General features: G+C 41.6%; 19 protein-coding genes and 4 pseudogenes. 14 read left to right on the top strand and 9 right to left on the bottom strand.

What is annotated here, in order from left to right; translation table 11 throughout:
* Nucleotides 1-166 precede the first annotated feature (166 nt).
* Together DBK98_RS20245 and DBK98_RS20240 are read left to right on the top strand one after the other, a co-directional pair.
* A complete protein-coding gene (locus DBK98_RS20245; RefSeq protein WP_032529990.1) occupies nt 167-1,288 on the top strand; it encodes a sensor histidine kinase in 1,122 nt (373 codons plus the stop codon).
* Nucleotides 1,285-2,022, top strand: coding sequence for a LytTR family DNA-binding domain-containing protein (locus tag DBK98_RS20240; protein ID WP_032535636.1), 738 nt, complete (start codon nt 1,285-1,287; stop codon nt 2,020-2,022). Before DBK98_RS20245 ends, DBK98_RS20240 begins: the two co-directional genes overlap by 4 nt.
* Before the next feature lie 91 nt (nt 2,023-2,113).
* On the opposite strand, the gene DBK98_RS20235 is transcribed toward DBK98_RS20240, so the two are convergent.
* Entirely contained in the window at nt 2,114-3,298 is a 1,185-nt protein-coding gene (locus DBK98_RS20235) for an aminopeptidase C (protein WP_005807760.1), read from the bottom strand.
* 120 nt (nt 3,299-3,418) lie between these two features.
* On the opposite strand from DBK98_RS20235, the gene DBK98_RS20230 reads away from it, so the two are divergent.
* A complete protein-coding gene (locus DBK98_RS20230) occupies nt 3,419-3,877 on the top strand; it encodes a copper resistance protein NlpE (protein WP_022011795.1) in 459 nt (152 codons plus the stop codon).
* Between the two features lies 1 nt (nt 3,878).
* Here DBK98_RS20230 and DBK98_RS20225 read toward each other — a convergent pair whose 3' ends face one another.
* Together DBK98_RS20225 and DBK98_RS20220 are read right to left on the bottom strand one after the other, a co-directional pair.
* The gene (locus DBK98_RS20225) at nt 3,879-5,084 is read right to left on the bottom strand and encodes a hypothetical protein (RefSeq protein ID WP_032535637.1); all 1,206 of its coding nucleotides are present in this window, start codon (nt 5,082-5,084) and stop codon (nt 3,879-3,881) included.
* Nucleotides 5,081-6,406 carry a DUF4270 family protein gene (locus DBK98_RS20220; RefSeq protein WP_032535638.1) on the bottom strand — a complete coding sequence of 442 codons (1,326 nt, stop codon included), beginning with the start codon at nt 6,404-6,406 and terminating at the stop codon, nt 5,081-5,083. Before DBK98_RS20220 ends, DBK98_RS20225 begins: the two co-directional genes overlap by 4 nt.
* Nucleotides 6,407-6,601: 195 nt before the next feature.
* On the opposite strand from DBK98_RS20220, the gene DBK98_RS20215 reads away from it, so the two are divergent.
* The 6 genes from DBK98_RS20215 (at nt 6,602) to DBK98_RS20190 (ending at nt 12,992) form a co-directional block, all read left to right on the top strand.
* Nucleotides 6,602-7,654 (top strand): kelch repeat-containing protein, encoded by a 1,053-nt coding sequence (locus DBK98_RS20215; RefSeq protein WP_022011792.1) that lies wholly within the window; start codon nt 6,602-6,604, stop codon nt 7,652-7,654.
* Nucleotides 7,641-7,967 carry a DUF4907 domain-containing protein gene (locus tag DBK98_RS20210; protein ID WP_234072718.1) on the top strand — a complete coding sequence of 109 codons (327 nt, stop codon included), beginning with the start codon at nt 7,641-7,643 and terminating at the stop codon, nt 7,965-7,967. The genes DBK98_RS20215 and DBK98_RS20210 overlap by 14 nt, the downstream gene beginning before the upstream one ends.
* Nucleotides 7,968-8,342: 375 nt before the next feature.
* Nucleotides 8,343-10,532: a cation:proton antiporter gene (locus tag DBK98_RS20205; RefSeq protein ID WP_022011790.1), complete on the top strand. Its 2,190-nt coding sequence runs from the start codon at nt 8,343-8,345 to the stop codon at nt 10,530-10,532.
* A 37-nt stretch (nt 10,533-10,569) separates the two neighbouring features.
* Nucleotides 10,570-11,409 carry a patatin family protein gene (locus DBK98_RS20200; protein WP_022011789.1) on the top strand — a complete coding sequence of 280 codons (840 nt, stop codon included), beginning with the start codon at nt 10,570-10,572 and terminating at the stop codon, nt 11,407-11,409.
* Nucleotides 11,410-11,546: 137 nt separating this feature from the next.
* The gene (locus DBK98_RS20195; RefSeq protein ID WP_032535640.1) at nt 11,547-12,236 is read left to right on the top strand and encodes a type 1 glutamine amidotransferase domain-containing protein; all 690 of its coding nucleotides are present in this window, start codon (nt 11,547-11,549) and stop codon (nt 12,234-12,236) included.
* A gap of 27 nt (nt 12,237-12,263) precedes the next feature.
* A complete protein-coding gene (locus DBK98_RS20190; RefSeq protein WP_128900037.1) occupies nt 12,264-12,992 on the top strand; it encodes a nitroreductase family protein in 729 nt (242 codons plus the stop codon).
* Between the two features lie 89 nt (nt 12,993-13,081).
* On the opposite strand, the gene DBK98_RS20185 is transcribed toward DBK98_RS20190, so the two are convergent.
* Nucleotides 13,082-15,394 (bottom strand): ABC transporter permease, encoded by a 2,313-nt coding sequence (locus DBK98_RS20185; protein WP_032535641.1) that lies wholly within the window; start codon nt 15,392-15,394, stop codon nt 13,082-13,084.
* Nucleotides 15,395-15,971: 577 nt separating this feature from the next.
* Here DBK98_RS20185 and DBK98_RS20180 point away from each other — a divergent pair.
* Both DBK98_RS20180 and DBK98_RS20175 read left to right on the top strand, forming a co-directional pair.
* Nucleotides 15,972-17,093 (top strand): YhcG family protein, encoded by a 1,122-nt coding sequence (locus DBK98_RS20180; RefSeq protein ID WP_032535642.1) that lies wholly within the window; start codon nt 15,972-15,974, stop codon nt 17,091-17,093.
* 10 nt (nt 17,094-17,103) lie between these two features.
* Nucleotides 17,104-17,388, top strand: a pseudogene (locus DBK98_RS20175) (helix-turn-helix domain-containing protein).
* Between the two features lie 49 nt (nt 17,389-17,437).
* Here DBK98_RS20175 and DBK98_RS20170 read toward each other — a convergent pair.
* A pseudogene (locus DBK98_RS20170) lies at nt 17,438-18,242 on the bottom strand (DUF4099 domain-containing protein); the annotation flags it as partial.
* Between the two features lie 134 nt (nt 18,243-18,376).
* Between DBK98_RS20170 and DBK98_RS23695 the strand changes: the two are divergent.
* Nucleotides 18,377-18,570 (top strand): annotated as a pseudogene (locus DBK98_RS23695) (tyrosine-type recombinase/integrase); the annotation flags it as partial.
* An 80-nt stretch (nt 18,571-18,650) separates the two neighbouring features.
* Nucleotides 18,651-20,615 (top strand): radical SAM protein, encoded by a 1,965-nt coding sequence (locus tag DBK98_RS20165; RefSeq protein ID WP_033572499.1) that lies wholly within the window; start codon nt 18,651-18,653, stop codon nt 20,613-20,615.
* A 340-nt stretch (nt 20,616-20,955) separates the two neighbouring features.
* On the opposite strand, the pseudogene DBK98_RS23690 reads toward DBK98_RS20165, so the two are convergent.
* The 4 genes and pseudogenes from DBK98_RS23690 to DBK98_RS23685 form a co-directional block, all read right to left on the bottom strand.
* Nucleotides 20,956-21,741: pseudogene (locus DBK98_RS23690) on the bottom strand (PDDEXK nuclease domain-containing protein); the annotation flags it as partial.
* A gap of 38 nt (nt 21,742-21,779) precedes the next feature.
* Nucleotides 21,780-22,541, bottom strand: coding sequence for an exonuclease subunit SbcD (locus tag DBK98_RS20155; protein ID WP_050503212.1), 762 nt, complete (start codon nt 22,539-22,541; stop codon nt 21,780-21,782).
* Nucleotides 22,542-22,682: 141 nt separating this feature from the next.
* Nucleotides 22,683-23,084, bottom strand: a complete 402-nt coding sequence (locus tag DBK98_RS23425; RefSeq protein WP_229067022.1) for a phage integrase SAM-like domain-containing protein — start codon at nt 23,082-23,084, stop codon at nt 22,683-22,685.
* A 272-nt stretch (nt 23,085-23,356) separates the two neighbouring features.
* Complete coding sequence (locus DBK98_RS23685; protein ID WP_156127614.1) at nt 23,357-23,629, bottom strand: hypothetical protein; 273 nt, start codon at nt 23,627-23,629, stop codon at nt 23,357-23,359.
* 434 nt (nt 23,630-24,063) lie between these two features.
* On the opposite strand from DBK98_RS23685, the gene DBK98_RS20140 reads away from it, so the two are divergent.
* On the top strand, nt 24,064-25,680 hold the full coding sequence (locus tag DBK98_RS20140; RefSeq protein ID WP_032536611.1) for a hypothetical protein: 1,617 nt from the start codon (nt 24,064-24,066) through the stop codon (nt 25,678-25,680).
* Nucleotides 25,681-25,687 lie beyond the last annotated feature (7 nt).

The raw sequence follows: 25,687 nt of genomic DNA, 5'->3' as shown, positions 1-25,687 counted from the left end.
GCATCGATCTTTTCAGGGTAACGAATAAATGCACCGGCGGAGAAAAGGGAAGTTCATGATTTACCATGCTTTATCGTCAAAACGTCCCTCTTTGTCGAGTTCTTTTGTCGGGTATGGACAAAAGGGGGTATTTTTGTGGACTAATCTTCAGAAAGACTTTATCATAATGAAACAGATTAATAAGCAGCAATTACTGGAGCAGGTGGTTTATCTCGTCATCTGGCTGACTGTTATCTTCGTACCGTTGGTGGGTGACTATCTGTTTTCATCCATTAGTTCGATACATACTTTCAGCTGGCAGACTATACGGGTGGCATGGCTGTTGACGTTACCCTTTTTTCTGCTTTTTGTAGTGAACAACTATTTACTCGCCCCCCGATTGTTGCTTCGGAAGCGATATTGGCAGTATGCATTTTCGTTGATAGGAGTCATTGTTCTGCTTTTTTTCTTATACCCCTCCTTCAGCCGGCCGAGGCACAGGCAGTTCAACAACCCGATGCCCGTTCCTCCCGGTTATATTTATGAAGAACATTCGTCTCAACCACCCATGCCCAAGCGAGTGATGGATCCGCTCCGGCAGGGGCCTTATCCTTTGCCGGGTTATCTTTTTGGACGTTTCTCACTGGCTTTACTGGTAGTGGGGTTCAATGTGGCTATCAAGCTTCTATTCAAGTCCATGCGGGATGAAGAGGCACTGAAAGAGTTGGAACACCAGCATCTGCAATCGGAATTGCAATATCTGAAGTATCAGATCAATCCGCATTTTTTTATGAATACGCTCAACAACATTCATGCACTGGTCGATATGGATGCCGGGAAAGCCAAGAAGACCATTGTCGAACTCTCTAAACTGATGCGTTATGTGCTTTACGAAGCAAGTAATAAAACGATTTTGCTTTCGCGTGAGATACAGTTTCTCGATAACTATATTACCCTGATGAAGCTTCGTTATACCGATAAGGTTTGCATCATGTGCGACATGCCCGGCGAAATACCAAAAGTACAGATACCGCCTTTACTCTTTATCTCTTTTGTAGAGAATGCGTTTAAGCATGGAGTGAGTTATCAGAAAGAGTCGTTCATACGAGTTGCCATGACTGTAGAAGATGGGAAACTTGCGTTTCGCTGTTCCAACAGCAATTGGGGAAAATCCGGTGAACAGAATCATGGCATCGGATTGGAAAATGTCCGTAAGCGGTTGAGGCTTTTGTTCGGGCAGGACTATACCCTGTCTATCAACGAGCGCGAGGGTAGTTTTAACGTTTTATTAATCATTCCTCTGTTATGATAAAATGCATTGCTATTGATGACGAGCCGTTGGCGCTTGAACAATTGGTAGGTTATATTTCACGTGTCCCCTTCCTGCAACTAATTGCTTCCTGTCAGGATGCTTTCGGTGCCATGCAGGTGCTTTCTGAAGAAGAAGTCGACTTGATGTTCGTCGATATTCATATGCCGGACCTGAACGGACTCGATCTGGTGCGTTCATTGGTGGTGAAACCTCTGATTGTGTTTACTACCGCCTATCCGGAATATGCTGTTGAAGGTTTTAAAGTGGATGCGGTGGACTATCTGTTGAAGCCGTTCGAGTTTCAGGATCTCCTGAAGGCGGCGGATAAGGCACGCAGGCAGTTTGAGTATCATTTGCAGGATTACGGGGGAGGGGCAGAACCGGATTTGCTGGAACGGGACGGTTCGTTGTTTGTGAAGTCCGAATCCAGGATTATCCGTATCAATGTGGCGGATATTTGTTATATCGAAGGCATGAGCGAGTATGTGCGCATTTACACGAATATGGCGGATAAGCCGGTAGTCACTCTGCTGAGTATGAGAAAACTGGAAGAGCGTCTGCCGCAAGAAATGTTTATGAGAGTACATCACTCCTATATCGTCAATCTCCGGAAAATAACGGAGGTCTCACGGTTGCGCATCATTTTTAATAAGAATATATACATACCTGTCGGCGATAATTATAAGGAGAGGTTTACAGAATATATCAACAAGATTTGTATCAGCAGTTAAGGTCGGGTTACAGACCATAAGAACGGGCTGTAATCTACAAGTGGATTGCACCTTGCAGACTACAGCCCGTGGCTCTGTAACTTGTAATTTCTTACTTGATTCCCAGTTTCTTTGCGATATCTTTAGGAAGCGCGTCTTTGTGAACCAGAATATTCATAGTCTTGTAAGCAACGAAAGCTTTAGAAGCATACCAGGTACCTTTGTACTTGTTATTAGTGCCCCAAGAGTTTTTCACCATAAAGTATTCTTTTCCGTTCTGATCTTTGGCGATACCGTAGATAATCATTCCGTGGTCATCGGTTGTTTCCCAGTTATCGAAAGCCGTCTGGCGCATTTCCTGAGTAACTTTAATTTCCGGCAGTGGCTTTGAAGTCAGTTCTTTGCGTTTGTCAGCGGCGGTCATTCCGGTCCAGCGGGCCATATCCGAACCTGTCAGTTCAGCACCCTTGGCTGCGTCCGGCATTACGGCGATACCGTCACGGGTAAATCCTTCTTCGCTGACGTCACTACCCCATGCGAACGTGTATCCGTTCTTTACAGCATTGTCCATTACAGCCATGAATTCGTCAAGCGGCAGATTGTATGACAATCCGTTGCGCCAGTTGTCCTGAATTTCGATGGCAAACTGTGAATAGAAGGGGTGGTGTGTGTATGAAGTCAGAGATACATAGTCGTCCGGATTCAAACCCAGAGACTGTGCAAAAGTCATCGGAGTATATTCTTTACCTTTGTAAGTGAAGTTCTCCGGACATTGTCCGAGGTAAGTGTCATAGATGGCGCAAAGACCCTTTTTCCATACCGGAGTCAGTTTCTTCAGTTTGCCTTTGGCAATGGCGTTTACATAACCTTCCGCTGTTGCATCCAGTTCGTTGTGAACGGGCAGTGAGTCACCATACATGATTCCCGGCATGGCTTCTTGCGGAACAAGTCCGTAGTTCTTCATACAGAACATGATGTCATAGAAGCTTCCGCCCGGAGAGAAGGAGCTGTCGCCATGATAGCGGACATAGTTAACGGCGCGGTCAACCATTGTGTGGTGTACAACGAACATTTCAGAAAGATCGTATTCGCCTTTTCCCGTACGGAGCAGTTCCGATTCGAGGAAGCCGAGGCTCGAGAAGCTCCAGCAAGTGCTTGAACGATTCTGGTTTTTGATGGATGTAATCGGGTTTTCTTTCACTGTCGTGAAAACGAAGCCTTCTTCTTTTGGTTTGTCTTTGCCCAATGCGCTCAGACTGATCAAGCCTAAAGCGGCCAGGAGGATTGTCTTTTTCATTATTATGTCGTTTTTATTAATATTTATGCGACAAAGATAGCTGAATATCCTTAAATATGGAAATGAACGCTTATCTTTGCTATCAATATTTTAATGTTTCATTTATAAAAACTTAAACCGATGAAAAAGAATCTTTATTGGATGGCAGCAGCATTCATCACTTTAACTGCTGTAGGTTGTACAAATGCGAAGAAAGCCGATGTGTCTGCGGCGGGCAACGATACCACACAAGTGGTAGATATGCATACAGCCGAAACCTCTCTCGATTACTATGGAGTTTACAAAGGTACGACTCCGGCTGCCGATTGTCCGGGTATAGAACTGACTCTGACCCTGAAAAAGGACCGCACTTATACATACCACTGGCTTTACATTGATCGCAAAGATGCCGAGTTTGATGAAACCGGCACATTCACGGTAAAAGACAATCTGCTGACACTTACTGAAAAAGGAGGCGAAGTCTCTTACTTTAAGGTGCAGGAGGGCAGCCTGGTGATGCTGAACAATGAGAAACAACCTGCTACCGGTGCTTTGGCCGATGCTTACGTTCTGAAGCAGGAAGAAGTGTTCCGTGATTAGTCTATTGTATTTTCGCCCGGTATGTCCGTTCCGAGAAGGTAAAGTTGAAGAAGAGTGCCAGCCCTTGTTCCCGTTGCATACCGTTGGGCAGATGGAGTTGATCACTGTATTTCACTCCTAACGAGAGGACATTTCCGTTATAGAGAGTGAAGTTGCTTCCCGCACTGATGTAGTAGTTGGTTGCTTTCTTCTTCTGGATGACCATATATGAATTGTTGACGCCCGCTCCGAGTAACAGTTTCACCGGATTGCGGTAGATATTGCCTGCTGTGTAGGCCATACCTGCCGATAACCGGTGTTGGTTTTCGAAGCGGACGTTGCTTTTTGAAGACTTCATGCGGCTCCAATCCGTATATTTGTATTCGGCTGTCAGCATCCAGCAGAGTCTATTGTATGATAATCCCGCCCCGATAAACTGCGGGAGGCATTGGCGCACATAACGTTGGCTTTCATCAATCGACTCGCTGCCCGACGAACTGCTCACCGACAGATTGTTGTCTTGTGCCAGATCTTGTGAGTATCCGTATACAAGTCCTGCTACAATGGACTTATCCCTGTTTAGAGAAAACTTGTATTGCACGCCGAAATCGACATAAAAAGCATGCTTGTAAGAACTCTCTTCCACACTGAGACTTCCCTGGGTCTCTGTTTGTTTGATGGTTCCGGTCACGTACGAAAGATTGGCACCGACAGAGAAACCTTTGAAAAGGCGGTAGGCGGTACTGATACCCATTTTAGATAGCCCCCCTTCTCCTTCAAAAAGTGATGATACGGTGGAATTTCCGGTTCCCGTGATGTCCTGATCCAGTGTGATAGCATATCCCATACCGCTGACCGGTGCCATAAATACAGCCCCGTACCAATGGGGAGTGAGACGGCAACCGATGCTGAGGTTATTCAGGTTTCCCACTACCGAATGATTGCTTGTTCCGGTTTGGGTGTAGATTTTGTATGCCCCCATCAGTCCGGCGTCTATCAGAAAACGTTGTCCTTCGATGGCGGTAAGTGAGGCAGGATTGGCAGTATTCAGGAAGTTATAGCTTTGCAGGGCGATTCCCGCTCCGCCCAGTCCGGCGTACTGTCCGCCTTCTCCGGTTGAAAGTTCGCCCAGGCCGAACATGGATGTAGGGGAATTGGTTGTGTTCTGACTATATATTAATAAGGTGGAGTGACAAAGCGTAAGCAGTAGAATCAGCTGTCTTTTCATGGGTTATATGTTTTATAAAGTATGGTTAGTTTCACGGGGCTACTGTCCGGGTGGCCGGCATCTCCGAATACGACTCCACTCAGGGTGGTGAAAAACAAATTGTCCGGAAGCATCAGCTGAAGGATTTTCCGGTTGTATCCCACCGTCCCCAGATTGCTTTGCAGGAAAGAGGTAATATCGAAAGAGTAATAGGTCTCTTCTCCCATCATTTCGTCCGTTACCAGGCTTCCGGTTTGTACCGAACTGCCTGAAATATCCGTCACGACATCTTCCGTTACATTGTTTTCGTCGGCTGTATATAGTGTCAGCGATTCGGGGAGAGGATACCGTTCGCCATACGTCTCTTTTACCGGATAAAGGCGGAGGAGCGCACTTTCGATAGTTACCAGTCTGCCTTCGGCGCGCAAGTCATTGAGGAATGGGAAGTCGATGTTGAGATACATTCCCGTCAGTCCTTGCAGGTAGGCCTGGTGGTCGGACTTTTCCGAAGGAAGCCCGTTATTGATTCCGCTTTGTAAGGAGGAGAGGGTTGTCTGGCTACGGTCACAACTGACCTGGTTGAACCTCAGGTCGCTGTTGGCTGGGAAACTGGCGGACAGTTCCGTTGCGTCTGTTTTCGTCTGGTGATAATAAAGTGTGATGCACAGGCTTGAATCATTCACCATGAAACCGTTGATACAACTTCCTCCCTCTTCGGGAATGAATGCAATGCCTTTGAAATAGTCGCGGAAGTATTCCTGTGACTCCATCTCGCGTGATCCGTTTTGGAAACGTTCGAACCACTCGAGTCCCCATTCGTCGGGGAGGCGGATTTCGTGTTCCCGGGTGGTTTCGCCCGGAGTGGGAGTGAAGGTGAACGAAGCTAAGGGAGTGGCATGGTACGCCACTGTCGATTTACTATACAGGTATCCTTCGTCCAGCGACAGATTTTCTGAGAGGCTGTGCAGTGAGATGCGTTGCGGATTCAGAGTATCTCCCAGATAATTGCCCGAAGAGTAGAATCGGATGGTAATGGAATCGAAACCATAATCGGCGTCTTCGCTGAATGAAACTCCCGGTACGTCATATTCTGCATAGAAAGCGGTTTTTATTTTGCCCCAGACGGGATCGTCAATGGTTCCTATCTGGCAGACTGTGTCGCCCGATGTGGCAAGAGAATCACTCAGGATAGTGCTGATGCGGACCGTGCAAGTATCGGTCTGTACCGTCCGCAGGGAACTTTCCACCCATTTGCCTCCTACTGTCGACAGTTCGTCCCGGCAAGAGGCAAGGAGGGATATTAAAAGAGTGATGAATAAAAATGATAGGGTTTTCTGTTTCATTAATCGGATAATTTTGCCGCAAAAGAAGTCGATTTCTCTTTCCTGTTAAAAAACTATCGACTAACCGGAATGATTTATCGACTGCATTTTGGTTGGTAGAGAGAATGTGCCTGTTAGTCGATCCTTTTTTTCACCCTTACTGATGTCGTCTACATTTGCGGTCAGTAATTAACGATTAAAAAACAGAATAAAAGAATGACTGGAATAGAAAAAACTGTAGCGAGTAAGTCCGCGTCCGGAGCATTGGTGCTTTGTGCCATACTCTTTTGTTTGTGTGCCTGTACGGAAGATGCTTCCTATACGGCCGGAGTATGGTACCGGCGTTCGGACTTTGACGGGGTAGCACGGACCGATGCTGCCGGTTTCACCATTGGCAACAAAGGGTACATCTGCGGAGGCTATAACGGAAAAACGACCCGGCTCGCCGACACTTGGGAATATGATATCGACAATGACTGGTGGACTCAGCGTGCCGATATGCCCGGTACGGTCCGCAATGCTGCCACCGGCTTCTCGGTAGGTAGCAAAGGGTATGTCACTACCGGATACAATCCCGATCAGAAATACCTGTCCGATACGTGGGAGTATAATCCGGAAACGAATAGTTGGAGGCAGATGGACGACTTCAAGGGAGGAGCCCGCTATTATGCCCTTGGCTTCGGGATTGATAATTATGGTTATGTGGGAACCGGTTACAACGATAATTACCTGAAGGACTTTTATCGTTTCGACCCTACTGCCGCAGCCGGTTCACAATGGACTATCGTGAACGGTTTCGGAGGACAAAAGCGTCAGGGAGGTACGGCATTTGTCATCGACGGGAAAGCTTATGTCTGCGGAGGGCAGAACAATAATTCCGATGTATCGGACTTCTGGTGCTTCGACCCTTCCGCTGCTACACCTTGGACACAATTGAGAGACATCGCCAATACGAGTGATGATGATTACGATGATGACTATACATCTATTGTCCGTTCCTATGGAGTCAGTTTTGTGATCGATGGAAAAGCTTATCTGACTCTGGGTTCCACTGCCGGAGGAAGCTATTATTCGAATTATTGGATTTATGATCCGGCAACCGATCTTTGGGAAGGTGACGACCTGACGGCGTTTGAAGGAAGTACCCGTATCCATGCTGTTTGCTTCTCTACCGGGACCCGGGGTATTGTTGCGACGGGTGGCAGTGGTTCGAGTTCTTACTTTGACGATACCTGGGAACTGAAACCTTATGAATATGAAGAGGAATAAGAAGCTGCTTTGTATGATATGCGTTGCCTGCGCTGTCTCAGTCTTCTTTTTCTATGATCGGCATGAAGCTTGTACGTATCGTCTCAAAGTAATTGAAACAGAAAATGGGAACGGATATGGTTATCAGATTCTTTGTGGCGACCGGGTAGTGATCTGCCAACCATACATACCTTCCCTTCCGGGGCGGAAAGGGTTTGCTTTGGAAGAAGATGCCCGGAAAGTAGGCAACCTGGTATTGGAACGGATCAGGCAGGGAAATGATTTTACAATATCGGCTGCCGACCTGAAGGGGCAGGGAATTACCGGCGATTAGTGAACAGGTGTTTTAGGATACATTCGAAACTATGTTCCCGTTAGTTTAAAACCAAAGTCCTCTGGGTTTTTAACTAACGGGTTTTACCTCTTAAATCAACAAGCCTTTGGTTTTAAATCAATTTTGTGTGTTGTTATAATCTTGTTTTCCTGTTGGTTATCTTTCTCTTTTATTCTTTCTTATTCCTCTGTATCTTCGTTTTACTGATGACAAACAGGAACTTTGAAGCGGAAATAAGGAAAGTAAACAGAGTGTCCATATATTCTTTTCAGTGCCTTTTTATATGAATCAATATTTAAACCCGCTCTAAAACTATTTTTTCTTTTGGTTTGTTTTATCTTTGCATAGACACACTTCACACAAAAATATGCTTGTATGCAGAGAGCCAAAAAAAATTATCTTATTTATGTAATCATGTTGCTCCTTTTCGGGGCACTTATTTACATGGCTATCGAGGAAGGTGACCGTTTTTCACACCATGTGGTAGCATCATCAGCTGTTGCGGAGGAGACTCCTTTCGCTATGTTTTGTCAGTTTGTCACCGACAACCTGCATCATCCGTTAAGTATATTGTTGATACAGATAATCGCTGTCTTGTTGATGGTGAGGCTTTTTGGTTTTCTGTTTAAACATATCGGGCAGCCGGGGGTGATTGGTGAGATTGTGGCGGGAATTGTGTTGGGACCTTCCGTGTTGGGCTATTTCTTTCCGGATGTATTCCAGGCCCTGTTCCCTCCGGAGTCCCTTACGAATCTTGAATTATTGAGCCAGGTCGGTCTGGTACTTTTCATGTTTGTGATCGGAATGGAACTCGATTTCAGTGTACTTAAAAACAAGATCAACGAAACATTGGTCATCAGCCATGCAGGTATATTGGTTCCGTTCTTCCTCGGCATCGTCGCATCTTACTGGATTTATGAAGAATATGCCGCTGCCCAGACAAGTTTCCTGCCGTTTGCCCTTTTCATCGGTATCTCTATGAGTATTACCGCTTTCCCGGTATTGGCCCGCATCATTCAGGAACGGAATATGACGAAAACTCCTTTGGGAACTTTGGCCATAGCTTCGGCTGCCAATGATGATGTCACTGCCTGGTGTTTGCTGGCTGTAGTCATAGCCATTGCCAAGGCCGGAACATTTGCCAGCGCTCTTTATGCCATCGGGCTGACTGCCCTTTATATCATAATCATGTTTATGGTGGTACGGCCGTTTCTCAAGAAAGTAGGAGAGGTGTATGCCAATCAGGAGGTGATTAATAAAACATTTGTGGCCCTGATTCTGCTGATTTTGATTATTTCCTCTACGCTTACCGAGATTATCGGTATTCATGCCCTGTTCGGAGCCTTCATGGCAGGAGTCGTGATGCCTCCCAGCCTGGGATTCCGTAAAGTGATGATGGAAAAAGTGGAAGACATTGCTCTTGTCTTTTTCCTTCCGCTTTTCTTTGCCTTTACCGGGTTGCGTACGGAGATCGGATTGATTAACAGTCCGGCGCTTTGGGGAGTTTGCCTGTTGTTGATTACGGTTGCTGTGGCAGGAAAACTGGGTGGTTGCGCCGTTGCCGCCCGTTTGGTGGGAGAGTCGTGGAAAGACAGTTTTACTATCGGTACGCTGATGAATACACGGGGATTGATGGAGTTGGTCGCATTAAACATCGGATACGAAATGGGAGTGCTTCCACCTTCTATTTTTGTAATCCTGGTCATTATGGCTCTGGTGACTACCTTCATGACCACCCCGTTGCTGCATTTTGTTGAACAGATTTTTGCCCGTCGCGAAGAACGTTTATCGGCTAAGTTGAAGTTGGTCTTTTGTTTTGGACGACCGGAGTCGGGACGCAGCCTGCTTTCCGTCTTTTTCTTATTATTTGGAAAAAAGATGAAAGCTGCCCATGTGGTCGCTGCCCATTTTACGGTGGGGACGGACTTAAACCCATTGAATGCAGAGCAATATGCCCGTGATAGTTTCTCGCTGGTGGACGAAAAAGCTTCCGAGTTGGGACTTAGTGTTGAAAACCGTTACCGGGTGACCGATAAATTGGTGCAGGATATGATCCGGTTGGCACGAAAAGAGCGTCCTGACATGTTTCTGCTGGGAGCAGGAAGTAAGTACAGACCGGATGCTGCCGGAGGCAGTGGAGTGTTATGGCTCTCTCTGTTTCGTGATAAGATAGATGATGTGATGGAACAGGTGAAATGTCCGGTAGCCGTTTTTGTCAACCGTGGTTATAGCGGAAACGTCCCCGTCTCTTTTGTGTTGGGTGGGGTGATCGATGCTTTTCTGCTTACTTATCTTGAGAGTATGCTGGAGGGGGGCGCACAGGTACATCTTTTCCTCTTCGATACGGATGATGAGGCTTTCCGGCAGTCTACAGATCCGATATTGGCCAAATATTCCTCCCGGATACGAACGCAATCCTTTAGTAGCGCCGTTGATCTGGCTTCGGTAGCAAAGGACGGCTTGCTTGTGATGAGCCACCTGTCCTATACGAAGTTGTCCGAAGAGGAAGAAGTGTTCCGTGATTTTCCTTCCTTGTTAGTCATCCGGCGGCCTAAGAAAAACTAAGGTACTACTAATTTATAACGATTAATTATTCTGAAAGATGACAATTGATAATCAAACCGGTCTGGTGCTTGAAGGCGGAGGTATGCGCGGAGTGTTTACCTGTGGGGTACTGGACTATCTAATGGACCATGATATTCGTTTTCCTTATACGATCGGGGTGTCTGCAGGGGCTTGTAACGGCCTTTCGTATATGTCCCGACAGCGTGGGCGTGCCAAGTACAGTAATATCGACCTGTTAGAAAAATATCATTATATCGGGCTGAAACATCTGCTTAAGAAACGGAATATTCTGGACTTCGATCTCCTTTTTACGGAGTTTCCCGAGCATATACTTCCATACGATTATCAGGCATACTTCAATTCTCCCGGGCGTTATGTGATGGTGACTACCAATTGCCTGACCGGAGAAGCCAATTATTTTGAGGAGAAAGAGGATAAAAACCGTGTGATCGACATTGTCCGTGCTTCCAGCAGCCTTCCTTTCGTTTGCCCCATAGCTTATGTAGACGGTATTCCCATGCTGGACGGAGGTATTGTCGACTCTATTCCTTTGCAACGTGCCATAGACGATGGATATCGGAACAATGTGGTTGTCCTTACCCGGAACCGCGGTTATCGGAAAGAGAATAAAGACATCCGCATTCCCTCTTTTGTTTATCGTAAATATCCGAAGATACGTGAAGCGTTGAGCAGGCGTTGTGCTGTATACAACGAACAATTGGAGATGGTTGAGCGTATGGAAGAAGAGGGAAATATAACTGTTATCCGGCCCCGGAAACCGGTTGTTGTCGATCGCATTGAACGTGACATTCATAAACTGACCGATCTGTATGAAGAAGGATACGAATGTGCGAAGCAGCAGTTTGAAGTTGGCTGATATTCCCGGCAAAGAATGTGGATGTTTTAAGAAGCCGGGTCACAAGTGGTTGAAAATAAAGTTAAAAGTCTGATTGGTTAAGTAACAAGTAAGTTACAGCCATGTTCCTATATAACGTCACTATAAAAAGAATATATATGGATACTTTGAAAATGCTGGCTGTTGTAACGGGAACGGATATGTATGCTGATGGAAATCTGGAAACAGGGTTGTGGCTCAGTGAGTTGACCCACATCTATCATTGTGCGGAAGAAAAGGGCTATGAAATAATCATAGCAAGCCCCAAAGGTGGCAACGTCCCTGTTGATCCGGAAAGTTTAAAGCCGATGGTTTTAGACAAACTTACGAAAGGGTATTGGGATGATCCTGAATTTAGGAAAGAGTTGCGACATGCGAAGAGTTTGGACGAGGTTACCGGAGAGCTGTTTGATTGTATCTATCTGGCGGGCGGACATGGTACGATGTATGATTTTCCTAATAATACCACCTTGCAGACGATTATTAAGGAGCATTACGAGCATACTAAAATAGTAGCCGCGATCTGCCATGGTGTAAGTGGGCTTTTGAATGTCAAATTGTCCAACGGAGAGTATCTTATAAAAGATAAAAGGCTCACAGGATTTTCCTGGTTTGAGGAAAGTGTTGCCGGGAGAAAGAAGGAGGTACCTTTTGATCTTGAAGCAGAGTTGAAAAAAAGAGGAGCCGATTACGAAAAAGCATTGATTCCGATGACCTCAAAAGTAGTGGTGGACCATAATCTGATAACGGGGCAAAACCCGTTCAGTTCAAAAGAAATGGCGGAAGTCGTCATGCGACAGTTGGGTTGAGAAAGGTAATTTTTATTATAATAGAACATGAATTTAGAGGAAGTCTTAAATTATCGTCGTTCCGTACGGGTGTTTGATAAAGCGAAGCCGTTGGACCCTGAGAAAGTGAAACATTGTCTGGAACTGGCAACGCTGGCTCCTAACAGTTCGAATATGCAATTGTGGGAGTTTTATCAGGTCACGCAACCGGAGTTGCTGGCAAAGATATCCAAAGCCTGTCTTGACCAGACTGCGACTTCAACAGCTTCAGAGATTGTCGTTTTTGTTACACGTCAGGATTTATATCGGAGCAGGGCCAGGTTTGTACTCGATTTTGAAAGAGGGTACGTCAGACGAAACAGTCCCCGGGAGCGTCAGGAAAAACGTATCAAGGACAGAGAACTCTATTACGGAAAGTTAATGCCGTTTCTTTATGCCCGCTTCTTTGGTATACTGGGTTTTTTGAGAGTTTTATTGACTAAAGCCATCGGCCTTTTCCGCCCTATTGTGCGTGAAGTTTCCGAGGGTGATATGCGTGTCGTCGTCCATAAATCTTGTGCACTTGCCGCTCAGACCTTTATGATTGCAATGGCCAACGAAGGATATGATACTTGTCCCTTGGAGGGCTTTGACAGTAAACAAATGAAGAAACTGTTGAAATTGCCTCATGGTGCCGGGGTGAACATGGTGATTGCATGCGGAATACGGGATGGAAATAAAGGAATCTGGGGTGAACGGGGCAGAGTACCCTTTAATGAAGTTTATCATAGAGTTTAATATTGCCCCCAAAAGTCAGACACAAAACTTTTGGGGGGCACTTTAGTTGGACACACCCTCATAACAGGCAGACGCAACAGAGGTCGTTTTTATTCCTTTTTCAAAACACTTGCCGGATTCAGGTGCATTACTTTATAAATCTTGTATGCCGTAACCAAGAAGATCAAAAGGGCCATCGTGAAGAACAACAAGATTCCCCAATTCCAACTATATATGCTTTTCAAACTACTTTTTTGTGCGATCCCTATCAACACCAATCGTACTAACGGATAGATAATTACGAAGACAGAGAGGTAAATGATCAGATAGATTTTGCCGAATAACAGGGCAATCACTTTCGGGGTAGCTCCGTTTATTTTTCGGATGGCTACTTCCTTTTGACGGTTTACCACATCCATGGAGATTCCGGAATAAATACTTAATATCAACAAGAGGATACTGACTATTGCCAACAACAGGGATGCTGTCTGCAAGAGTGCTACAGTTCCCATAACGGACTGTTTGGAATCACCCATATTACGAATATCAAGAGGCAATGTCTCAGGTACATAACGCCGGCAGATCTCTGTTATTTTTTCCAGGGCGACCGGAGTAATATCCGAATGGAGGGTTTTGAAGTAATAGGTATAAGCTTGCGGATTAACTAAAAAGACAGAACCGACTGCCCTGTTCTGAGCATTTTCCTTGTTCAGTGCGCGGTAAGTTCCGGCAATCTGGTATTCTTTGCCATCCAACGTGACACTACCTTCTATACTATCCTTTTGCAATTGTTCTTTAAACTGTTCGCTTATATAAACAAAGTCTTGAGCATCCTTATCCACCAATTTTCCGGAGAACGGGATCTTGAAGAACTCAAAATAATGGGGTTCTGCTTCGTTCATCAGCACACTTCCTCTCGGCTTTCCGTTTTTCATGTAGGTCATGTAGGTATAAACATCGGCATCGAAAGTATTGAAAGCGGATGTCCGATCGGTTATCTCGGGTAAGGACTGGATATCCGAAAGAATGGCATCCATGTTTTTCTGCATGCGTATGGTATTGACCGATATTGAAATCACCCGGTTCTCTTCTTCCGTGCTCAAAGGATGGTACATTCCTTCAAACATCTCATCGAACAAAAGCGTTATGCCAAATACACCGCCTGTGAAAAGGATGGAGATCGCCAATTGTAAAGCAATCATGAAATTGCGGAACACGTGCCGCTTCTGTCTCTGCACGACCGAATGGAGGACACTCAACCGGCGTAACCGATAGATAGGATAAAGAATGGCGAGCATGCAGATCAACAGCAAAACGAGATACAAGCCTAATTGTGAACCATATAGATCTACCAAGGAGAATGAGATCATGTCTTCCGGACGGATGTATGTATATGCCAGAGAGAGGGTGATTTCCGTCACGGCCAATGACAGAAAGAAAGCGACAGATAGCATCCAGAAGATCTCGGCGAAAAGCAGGGCAAACAATCCTTTGATGTCCGAACCGATACATTTGCGAAGCACCAGTTCTCGTTGCCGGTTATAGAACATCTGGATAATGAACTTCAGAAAATTGATCAAACCCGACAATAAAATCAGCGAAGCTATAAACCGGGCGAGCAGAATACTTATCGTTCTTTGGACGCTGTCATTCTGTTCCGACTCCAGGAAAGCATATAAATAGATATCCTGGTCTCCATGCTTCCAGGTCAGGTTCTTTAACTGTTTATTCAGGCTTTCCGTCGTGGTTTGTCCGGTGAGACGTGATCTGATACTGAGTGGAGTACGGGACTTTGCGGACAGGGGAAAATAACAATCGATTGTTTTTCCACGATGATCTTTTTCTTCTGTCAAAGCAACATTGACAATTTTATACACCACAAGATCAGACGAGTCGTTAGCCTCTGTCTCCTGACGGATGACCTGACCTATCGGATCTTCTTGTCCAAATGCTTTCCGGGCAAACGATTCGGAAACGATCACCTCGTTGGGAGCTGTTATCTCTTGATTGCCATACTTCAATTGGAGCGAATTATAAGTGAAATAATTAGATGATACATCTTTGAACGACACCAGAAACGGCAGTTCCCGTTGTTTTTTGTCGATGGCCGTAATTTCTTTTCCATTGCTATAAGAGGAAGAAGCCACAAGGGTATCTATGCCCGCTATCGGCAACTCTTTCAGATAATCAAAATCCTCCTTAAACAAATAGATATCGGCGGCTGTCTGGGAAGATGTTCCGAGCAACCGGATGCTGTATTCATTATCATCGGACAGTTCAATCTTACCGGATACGGCATCAATAAAATGATTCATCATACAAAAGCAGGTGATGCCTATCGCTAAACAAACAGCCGAAATAAGACTATGAACTTTAAAGTTCATTAGATTGCGTAATGCTACTTTCAAGTAATGCTTAATCATGTTCTATTACTGTTTTTTCTTTATACTTGCAAGAATCATGCCATATAGCTAAATAGCTATTATATAATACAATATATTCCCGAACGCTCTCTTGCATTTGTGCGAACACGCACAAATGAGGTTCACTATCGCACAATTACATCCGGCTGCCCCTCCCGTAGCAAAAAAAGTGAATACATGCTTTAAGAACTGATTTATAACGCATTAAACAGAGAAGCTCGGAAATAGGAACAATGGCAATAAAGCAAGGGAATGAAGGCGGACAGTTTTCAAATCATTACCCGATGACAGAGTCTGATTTTTCTTTGTGGCATTACGTTTCATCGTTCTGCATCATTTTGTATATCAATGGGGTTAGGCTTAAAAACATACGAGGCAAGCAAAATAAGGCTAAAGGTTTTGAATAGTTTATGCCAACGGAAAGAAAAAGGTAGTAGTCTATTTATTGGGTTAGGAGAAAAAATAATGGACAACTAAGGTTGCTTATAGAATCTTTTTACTAAATTTGTTGTCAAATATTGACTATTCAAGATATATACAATAATTTGATATTAAAATGAGCAATATTATTAATACAATGAAATATACAGAACTCACCAATGCTGTTCAAGCAATTAAAGGTGCGATTTTGCAAAGCCAACAACGAGCCTTGGCTATAATTAACCAAGAACAATTAGCACTTTACTACGGCATTGGACGATTTGTCTCTGTGAATACCCGCAATAAGAATTGGGGCAAGGGATTCATTGAAGCAATCAGCGAACAACTTCGTAAAGAATTACCCGGGTTAAGAGGCTTTTCCGCAGCAAGCTTACGAAAGATGCGTACATTCTATGAGGAGTGGCAGATGCTTTCGGACAATTCGTTCGTTGAAACGAACAATTTAATAAGCGAAAAGCATAATTCGTTCGTTGGAACGAATGAATTGCCTACAGTGCAGTTTAAGATAGATGCAAATTTCCCGATTGCAGCATTTATGAACATTGGTTTTACCCACCATTATGTTATCATCAGCAAAGTCAAGGATACAGAGCAACGAAAATTCTACATTCAATTCGCAGCTGACACAAAAGCAAAGGTAGAGGATTTGGAACGAATGATAAATGACGATTTGTATAGTCATCAAGGTGAGTTGACAAATAATTTCAAGAAAACAATCCCTGGTCAGCTACAGGCATATCGTGCAATCACGATGTTCAAAGATGAATATCTGCTTGACTTTATCAACACCGAAGAGTTGTTTGTTAGGGACAAGGATAGAGATGAACGGGTAATCGAACAAAGCATAGTGCAGAATGTGAAAGAGTTTATTATGACATTCGGCAAGGATTTTACATTTGTAGGCAACCAATATCATTTGGAAAAATTCGGTGTAGAGGAGTTTCCGGACTTGCTATTCTTCAATAGAGAGTTGGCTGCTCTTGTTTGTGTGGAATTGAAAGATGGTCCGTTCAAGACCTCGTATTTAGGTCAATTGGCGGCATATCTGCGTATTTTGGATGATGAAGTACGCAAGCCTAATGAGAATCCGTCTATAGGAATCATTCTTTGCAAGAGTGCCAATAAGAAATTTGTTGAGTATGTAATCCAAGACTATGACAAGCCTATGGGTGTGGCGACATATAAGACTACTGCCGATATGGATGAGCGTCTAAAGAGACTGCTCCCTCCTGTAGAAGAATTAGAAAAACTTCTTTAATTCATTACATATGTTATTAGGAAAGAGAATAAAAGAATTAAGAGAGGAACAAGGATTGCTTCAACGGCAATTAGCGGCTATTCTTGAAATAGACACTCCTATGTTTAGCAAAATTGAACGTGGCGATAGAAGAGCAAAACGTGAGTAGGTAATTACCCTTGCCAAACAATTTAAGGTTGATGAAAAGGAACTCTTAACGCTATGGCTTGCAGACAAAGTACTTGACGCTATTGAAGAGGACAATGATAATTTGAAAAAAGAAGCAATAAAGGTCGCTCAAAAAGTCTTGGATTAAAACCATAACATATATGGATGTAATGAATATAGATGCCATTATTGCAAGGCTTCATGAATTGGAAGAAGACCATTTCATGGTTCTGGAGCATCTTCTTCTGTTCAGGCGTGATTTTGGTACCCATGATAGTGTCGTTGACTTTCAGCTGTTCGCCGGACTGCTTGAATGCGATGTCCATTATTCTCGGATCGACGAAAGCAACCCCGGAAAGCAGTGTGTCGTTTTTGCGTTGTATGTCGTTGATGGGAAGCCGGTCTCCTGATGCAAGGATTTGCTTCTGTTTGTCATCCAGTCTTTTACTGTATATGTAATCGGGTATCTTGATAGCATCCACCGGCATGGTAATGATACGGTTGCTCGGTTCATGGAAAGATACATAACAGTTGCAGACCGTTCCTGTATGGGGGTCCTTCATCTCCTTGACTGCCCCCAAAGTTCCAGTGTCTTTAAGCGACAGCTTTTCCTCGTCCGTGAATATTCCCTTATAGGCAGGTAGGTCATACTGCGGTTTGTCGAGCCTGCTTAGGGTTTTTCAGTTGCACCTTGCCATCCTCGCCCTTGATGCAGAGGAAACAGGCTTCCTCCATATCCTTCTTTTCACCGTTCACTTCCTTGCTGATGGGGAAAGCCATTGAGGTAATCCTTCCTTTCAGTATCTCACCCATGCAATGGTTGTCGAACAAGAGTTGCTTGTTAATTCCCAATACGGCGAGTTCTTTCCACGGAAGCTGGTGTTCGTCGAACTTATACCGGCGGGCAAGTTTGGCGATACGCCTTTCATCGTTGAGTTCGCTGTTCTTCACCAGTTTTTTGCCTTCCACTTCGGGATCTTCCCCTTTTCGGATCTGGACTACTTATTGAGAAATACCGGAATACGGCTTTTGCCGGGCTTGATGGAAAGGTCTTTAGGTTGTGCACAATAGAAAATGCTGATATTCAGTTGAAAAAGATAGCCAAAACAGCCAATGTCGAGAAGCGGCTAACCTATCACAAGGCAAGACATAGCTATGCAACTCTTGGCTTTCAATGGGTGTTCCAATAGAAACGATAAGCCAAACATTAGGACATCGAAGCATTTCCACTACTCAAATCTATGCGGATATAACCCGTACCAAAATTAATGAGGATATGACTAACCTTGCGGAGCGGATTGAAAAAAAGTATAGCTTGGCTAAACAATAACATTTCAAAAGATGCAAATATAAATAAATATTCATATTTTTGTCTATATAAACAAGTTAAACCTCATCTATTAATATAATATGAAATTGATACTAGATTGGATACCAGTAATCTTTAGCATAGGTAATCTCCTTTACGCTATCGCAAATGACTGTGGTAGTATATACATACTAACAGGTATATTTATATTTATTATATGTTCGGCGTATTATACTATTTTTAGACTACATATTTTACATCCAAAGGGGGTATTTGCTGTATCTGCAATAATTATTGATGAAAATAACAAGATGTTATTGATAAAAAACAATAACGGTTTACATATGCAGCCTGGTTCTTATTATAGAACGAATAAGCCAATGCTAAATATGTCCTTGGAAACACCATTTAAAAAAATGATTGAAACAATACGAAAAGAAACAGGGCTGGAAGATATAGATATTGAATTGATTGACCTATCTTATTCTGGAAATAATAGAGAATATTTACTTAAGGATTTATTGAAGACAGATGAAGAAAAAAAATTCTTCAGAGAATATTTGAATCATAATATCACGCCTCCTCCTTTTTTTATGATACAAGAATTTGGAGATAATAAAACATCAAAAGAAAAATATCATATTTCCATGTATTATGCTTTCAAATTAAAGAATCTGCAAAAAAATCCTAAGTTAATATTTAAAGATATTGACGAGTTTGAAAATTTAAGCGTATATAAAGATTTGAAATACGTTTACAATAAATTAATTATGCTATACAAAAAGACTAATTATCCAACTTCAAATATTAGATTATGTAGATTTAATGACAAGACTAAAACAGTCTGTTGGAGAATGACACATCATTGTTCTACACATTGTCGCCATTGTTTTATTGACATAGAGGTTGATACAAATCCCATAAATATAAATGTTGATTATGATAAAATTTACAATAATATAAGTAAATATCAAGTAGAAAAAATGGTATTATCAGGAGGAGAACCTTTCCTTATTAGTAATTTATTTGATATAGTAGAAAAAATAAACGAATCTCCAGTAATGAAATTTTCCATATGCACTAATGGGATTTATTATCATAATCAAATTGCTTTAATTGATAAAATAAATCAATTTAGTAAGTTTGATAAGTTTGTTGTTAGCTTGGAAGGATATAAGAATGATAATTATTGTAAAACTAAACACATAGAAAAAAACAACAATGCATTTGACAAGGTAGTTGAATTTTTATCAAAATGTCAATCATTAAATATTCGATTTAATATTAATGTCATTGGAGATTCTTACTTTCTTTCCAATACAAAAAAATTCATCGATTTTTGGCGAGATAAAAAAATTGAGGATATTACTATTTCATATCCAATAAGAACAAGGAATAATTCAAAAACAGATTTATTAAAAACATATCAGAAAATAATTAATGGGGATTTTGGAGATGTTTCATTTATTAAAAATATTGAATTGATTATTCCTATCTGCGAAGATACTATATGTCCAAGTAGACAAAATATTTTCTCAATAGACAGTAGTGGCGATTTTCATAAAAATTGTATTGATTTTAATGATAAAAATAGCACTTCATTGTTGATAAATAGAGAAGATTATAAACATTTAGTAGAGGTGCATGTTGCAGGACTTTGTATTAAACAAGAGAATGAAATAATTTCCATATTGATAGCTCGAAGAAGTCCAGATAGAGATTTATTTCCTGATAAATACGAAGGTTGTGGAGGACAATTAAGACCCGGTGAATTATTTAATGATGGCGTAAAAAGGCATTTTAAAATAGAGATGGGGCTTGATGTTGAAGTTATTAACAAAATCCATCGATTCTATTATATATCACCGAATAAACAATCACCAATTCAAGGAGTATTCTTTTTATGTATGTATAAAAGTGGTGAACCTAAATCTATAAATCACACAGAAGTCAAATGGGTAACGCTTGATGAATTGAAATCAATGAGTGAGTCCGTTTTTATCAAAGACGTAAAAAATGAAATGATAGCATTAGTTAACCAGTATGTTCAATCTACGAAAAAATAGGAGGTTATCACTAAAACGAATTGGCTGAGAAAATAGTACCTAAAGCAAGAAGAATTGACTACTATAGTACCCTAATGTAACCAATATATTTTTTCCTTTTTTTCTCTGATAAGCATTAACTATATGGAGAGAATAAATAAAGTAGCTCTTTTGATAAATTTACTCTTTTAAGGAACGAAAAAGGAAGAAATTTATCAGAACCCGTAGGGCTTGGTGTTGCCGTTTTATTTTTGGAATCTATCTTTGTGTTCAGAAAAATAAAGGATTAATTAAGATTATTTTATTGATAAATAAAATATTAGATTGCTTACGACTATTGTGAAGAAAGAGGAACATTTTATTCTGCCTTAAAAGCACCGATCTTCAATTCGATGGCAACAAGTGACCGCAACCCCCTGTGAAAGAATAGCATATCCACCGCATATTCCTTGTTGTTATACTCCAGACGGTATTGGTTTCCAATAAAAGAAAATCCCTTACCTAACTCCAGTATAAACGATCTGATTTTAGCAACCAGCCGCTTCTCCAATTCCAGCTCTTTAACCGGTTCTGTTATCCCAAGAAACCCCAAGTTGTATGAACTTTTAAAGACCTCATTCGCATAGTCTGCTTGTGCTACAGGTAAGACCGAATCAAAATTATTCGTTTTGATTTGTGTCTGATGAGCTGCGTAAGTATTCATCTTTATTGCATTGAGTAACATATCTCTCGACCAACCTTTCTGCAAGCACTCTTCTGCATAAAATTTCACAGCATTATTGTCATCTATCTTGTTTATCAATAATAAATTATGTCCCTAAGGTAAAACTGCGACAGCTTGTCGCAGTTTTGAATCACAAGTTTTATATCTTTCATAAAAACGCTTCATATCCCATAGATTACGAGGAGACAATCCCATATCCGGAAACTGTTCTTTCAAATCCACTGATAATCGTTTAACTACGCCACTACCATATCCACTCTCTAAATTTCTATCAAAGAGCAACTTTCCGATATTCCAATATACAGAATTGACGGAAGTGTTTACTTGCCGGGCAATGATAGTGCGAGCGGTCTGAATTTCAGAGACTGCCAGCTGTAATATTTGAGCGTACTCGCTATCATTTATTATTATTTCTTTTGCCATATCATGAATTCTTTCAATACTAATCTATTATATTTTTTTCAGTACACTTTCTTTGTTATTTTTTCGGCAAATAACATCGGTAACGGAGCACCTGCATATCGGACATTCTCATGCCTCGACACCCTTTGGGTACAGTGCAAGTGTCCGAGTGCCGTGTATGCAATCTCTTCGTCGAATACTTCAGGCGAAAAACACTCTAACCTTCCGATAATCGTGCGTTCGGCACGGTTCTTTTCCAAAATCTTCGAACACATAGCCTGCAAATACCACATTACAATGAAAAGTTTACTTTTGTCCGGCATAGGTAGTGTATCAAAAAGTTCTCTATACATCACTTGCACTCCTTCTGCATAGGCATCTGATTCGGGATAATCCTCTTGTCGCAAATAGGGTACAACCAAACAATACTCTCTTTTACCGAGCGGTACAATCAAATGGTCGAAATCAATATTACCCTCTTCGGTACGCTTGACAATTCCCCACACAGTAACATCCATCGATACCAAAAGCGAATTGAGAACTTCGAGCTGGGCTTCCGAGTCATGATTTCCGGCAATAATGATGATTTGCAGAGCGAAATTCTTCGCCGTCACCTCTTTGAAAAAAGTATAGTACTGCCGTTGTAATTCAGCCGATAGGTTTGGGATATCAAACAAATCTCCGGCAGTAAACAACACATTCACCTCGTGAACTTTCACTTGCTCTCGAAACCACGTCAAAAATAGAGTCTGTTCACCTTTACGGTCATATTCAAAAAACGTCTGCCCTAAATGCCAATCTGCAGTATGGATTATTTTCATTTATTATTATTTATACCATTCTTTTTTTATCTCATCTATTTTAAGATCTTTCCATTCCTCTTTCCATAATTTCCATCTACTGCAAATATATTGAAAATGCAGATTAGTAACATTGTTTTCTTATATATTTATTTAGTAATCCTATTCTTGATTTCTACAATCGCCCGACTTGGGGGAGGGCGATTGCTCCCTGTAGGGGCAAGGTGTGGCGAGCAACTCGCTGCCTTTTGAGTTACCCCAAATACCTACAATGGTATTGGGCTTGAATTTCAATTGTACCCGTAGGTAGAAATCAAAGGCTTCGACAAAAGAATAATCCAATGCTTGAAACGAAATGTCACTCAGATTGTACTTTGTTCGTAGAAAACGGCGTAGGTGGTTGAATGATGCGCCGTATCGTTTATAACTTTCCAATGTTATGTTTACACCGATTCTGGCTGCAAGTTGGTGGTTGTATCGGTTGCAATAGCTGATAAGTGTTTCCTGCGTTTTGACCGTTTTTGCTTTAACAGGATACAAACTGGTAACGTAACTCCCTTCCAAATATGCTTTCCTTTGTTTTCTTGTCCGACTTCGCTAAAAAAATCTGTTTTATAACTATTTGATTTTTAGTGTGGTTGCGTTATCTTTGCGCATCTTTTAAAAATACTTGGTTTCACAATGCTGAAACTCGTTGTTTATAGTTGACAAAGAAGTAAGTATCCCGGCTTTCGCCCGAAGAGTCCATCCGTGAGGTGAAGAAGCGAATTTTAGACTAAACCATCTGAAAATCAACATCTTTAAACAGTAAGATTTCTGTCCTCAAAAGCTTTGTTTTAACACAGAGTTAAAGCTTGTTCTTTAGATGTGAATAACAAGTTCTTTAAATGCAAAAGACTTGTTATTTGCGCATAAGAATAAGACAAGCCTGAAAAAGGTGTTAACAATGTTAATGAAGAAAGGCATAAGGGTGAAGATACCGGTTCAAGCGGTGTAAATCCGCTTTCTAAACTTGAGTTATCCAATTCGGTTGGTGTCTGTTTTATTATCTCCGGAAGTGAATCTAAGGCCATATCTCCGGGAATTGCAGATTCTTTTTGTGATAACATCTTATATATTAGCGGCTTGTAAGATGTTCGTTTGATATGTATATAATGCTATACATTATTATATATGAAATAATAATATCTTTATTTTCTTTTATGTTGAGGGCTTTTTTCACAGTTCTATATTACGTGGATATTTCCTTGTTTTATGATTATATGGATATGAAGAAGCTGTTTAGGCTTTTTCTTTTCACTTGGATTCCATTAAAACTCAGACTTATACAAAAAACTCTAATTTTTTTTCTCTTAACTCTTGCTTAGTATAATTATAATATCTACATTTGCTTCGAACAATTAAATATACCCAATTATTAAAGGGTTCTTTGAAAAGTATGTTAACCATTGGCAAATATAGCCAATTTTGATAGAATAGAGAAAAATAAAGGTATTACACTAATATTGAATTAATTATATTATTAACACTAAAAATTGAGATTATGAAAAAGAAACTCATGATGGTTGCAGTGCTTCTGGGTGCGTTGTCACTGGGAGCTTGCGTAGACAACGACGAATCGGCATCGGTAACAGCGGTGCGTAACGCAAAAGCAAAGCAATTAGAGTCTGTTGCGAACATGAATAATGCGAATGCGGATGCTAAGAAAGCTATTACTGCGGCTGAAGTTGCAATAAAAGAGGCCGAAGCCGCTTATAAAAAAGCACAAGCTGAATTGGAGCAGGCTCAAGCAGATCAACAAAAAATCTTATTGGAGAAAGCTCAGGCTGCTTTGGAGGCGGAACTTGAAGCTGCTAAAATTAATGCTGAAGCACAATTGAATTATGCCAAAGCTTCTTTGGAAACTGCTAAAGCTGCCCTTATTGCCGCTTTGGATGACGTAGATCAGGCCAATAAGACAAGAATTACAACTCTGTTAGGTAAAGCTAATGGGTTGCTGACAACGATCAATAACGATAGACAGAGTTTAATTGATGCAAAAGATCAGTTGGCAAGATTGAAAGCTGGTTTAGTGTCAGTAGAGTTAAGCAATCAGCAAACAATAGCTAATGAGGAAAAAAATAAAGCTGTTGCTCAGGCATTAATTGCGGAATATGAGAAGTATAGTACTAAAGATAAGGCCGATGCTGAGAAAGCGGCTCAGGAAGCTAATGCTAAATTGACTGCTCTTGACCAGATTAAAGGTGAAAAAAATACAGCTGATCAAAATGCGCAACAAGCTTATCAGGTAGCATCTACTAATTTGTATGGTTCTCTTTATGTTCAGACATTGCAGCAAATAGGTTCGTCTTACTATGATACGGAATATATTAGGGGAGAAGGTGTGAATTATACAAACGATGATTCTACTAACGGAACAGTATGGCCTCGCTCTTATACCAAATATACTGCTAATTTGGATCGTATCAATGAGACAATTACTAATCAAACAAGATATTTGAGTGTAAGTAAAGCTGTTCTTGCAGATGCTAATAAGGCTTTGACAGATGCAAAGGCTTCTGATACTTATAAAAGTCTGACAAAGGCTGTAACTGATGCGCAGAAGAAATTTGATGATGCTAAAACCGAAGCAGATAAAAATACTGCTTTGAGTGAACTACGTACAGCGGAGGATAATTTAAGTGCTTACATGCAGCCTTTGGAAACTGCAGTTAAGGATGCTACTACAGATGTAACGGATAGTGAAAATAACTTGAAGTCTTGGAATAATGTATTGGCTAATGTTTCGGGTGACAATGCTACAGCATATGCTAATTTATTAACAGTTATGGATAATGCCGTCAAAGCACAGGTAGAGACCGCAATTGCTTACAATAAAGCTTCTCATAATTATTCTGTTCAAAGTTCTTTGGCCTATACATTGCAAAGTATAGCTAATGGCTTAGCTGATTACGATCAGTTGATTTTAGCCCAGAAACAAGCTATTGCTACTGCCGATGTAAATATAGCTAACGCCGCTTCAATTGTATCAGAGGAACAGGCTATCGCAAATCAGGAGAAATTAATTGCTGACCTTGAAAATAGTTTGGCTGTAAATGAACCTATTTACAATGATTATTTGGCTCAGATCAAAGCTTTAGTAGGTGACTCTGCAGAATAATCGCCAA

Source organism: Bacteroides sp. PHL 2737 (genome assembly GCF_004115325.2).
GTDB classification, from domain to species: Bacteria; Bacteroidota; Bacteroidia; order Bacteroidales; family Bacteroidaceae; genus Bacteroides; species Bacteroides hominis.
The sequence above is the reverse complement of the archived record's forward strand: the minus strand, read 5'-3'. Positions and strand labels throughout refer to the sequence as shown.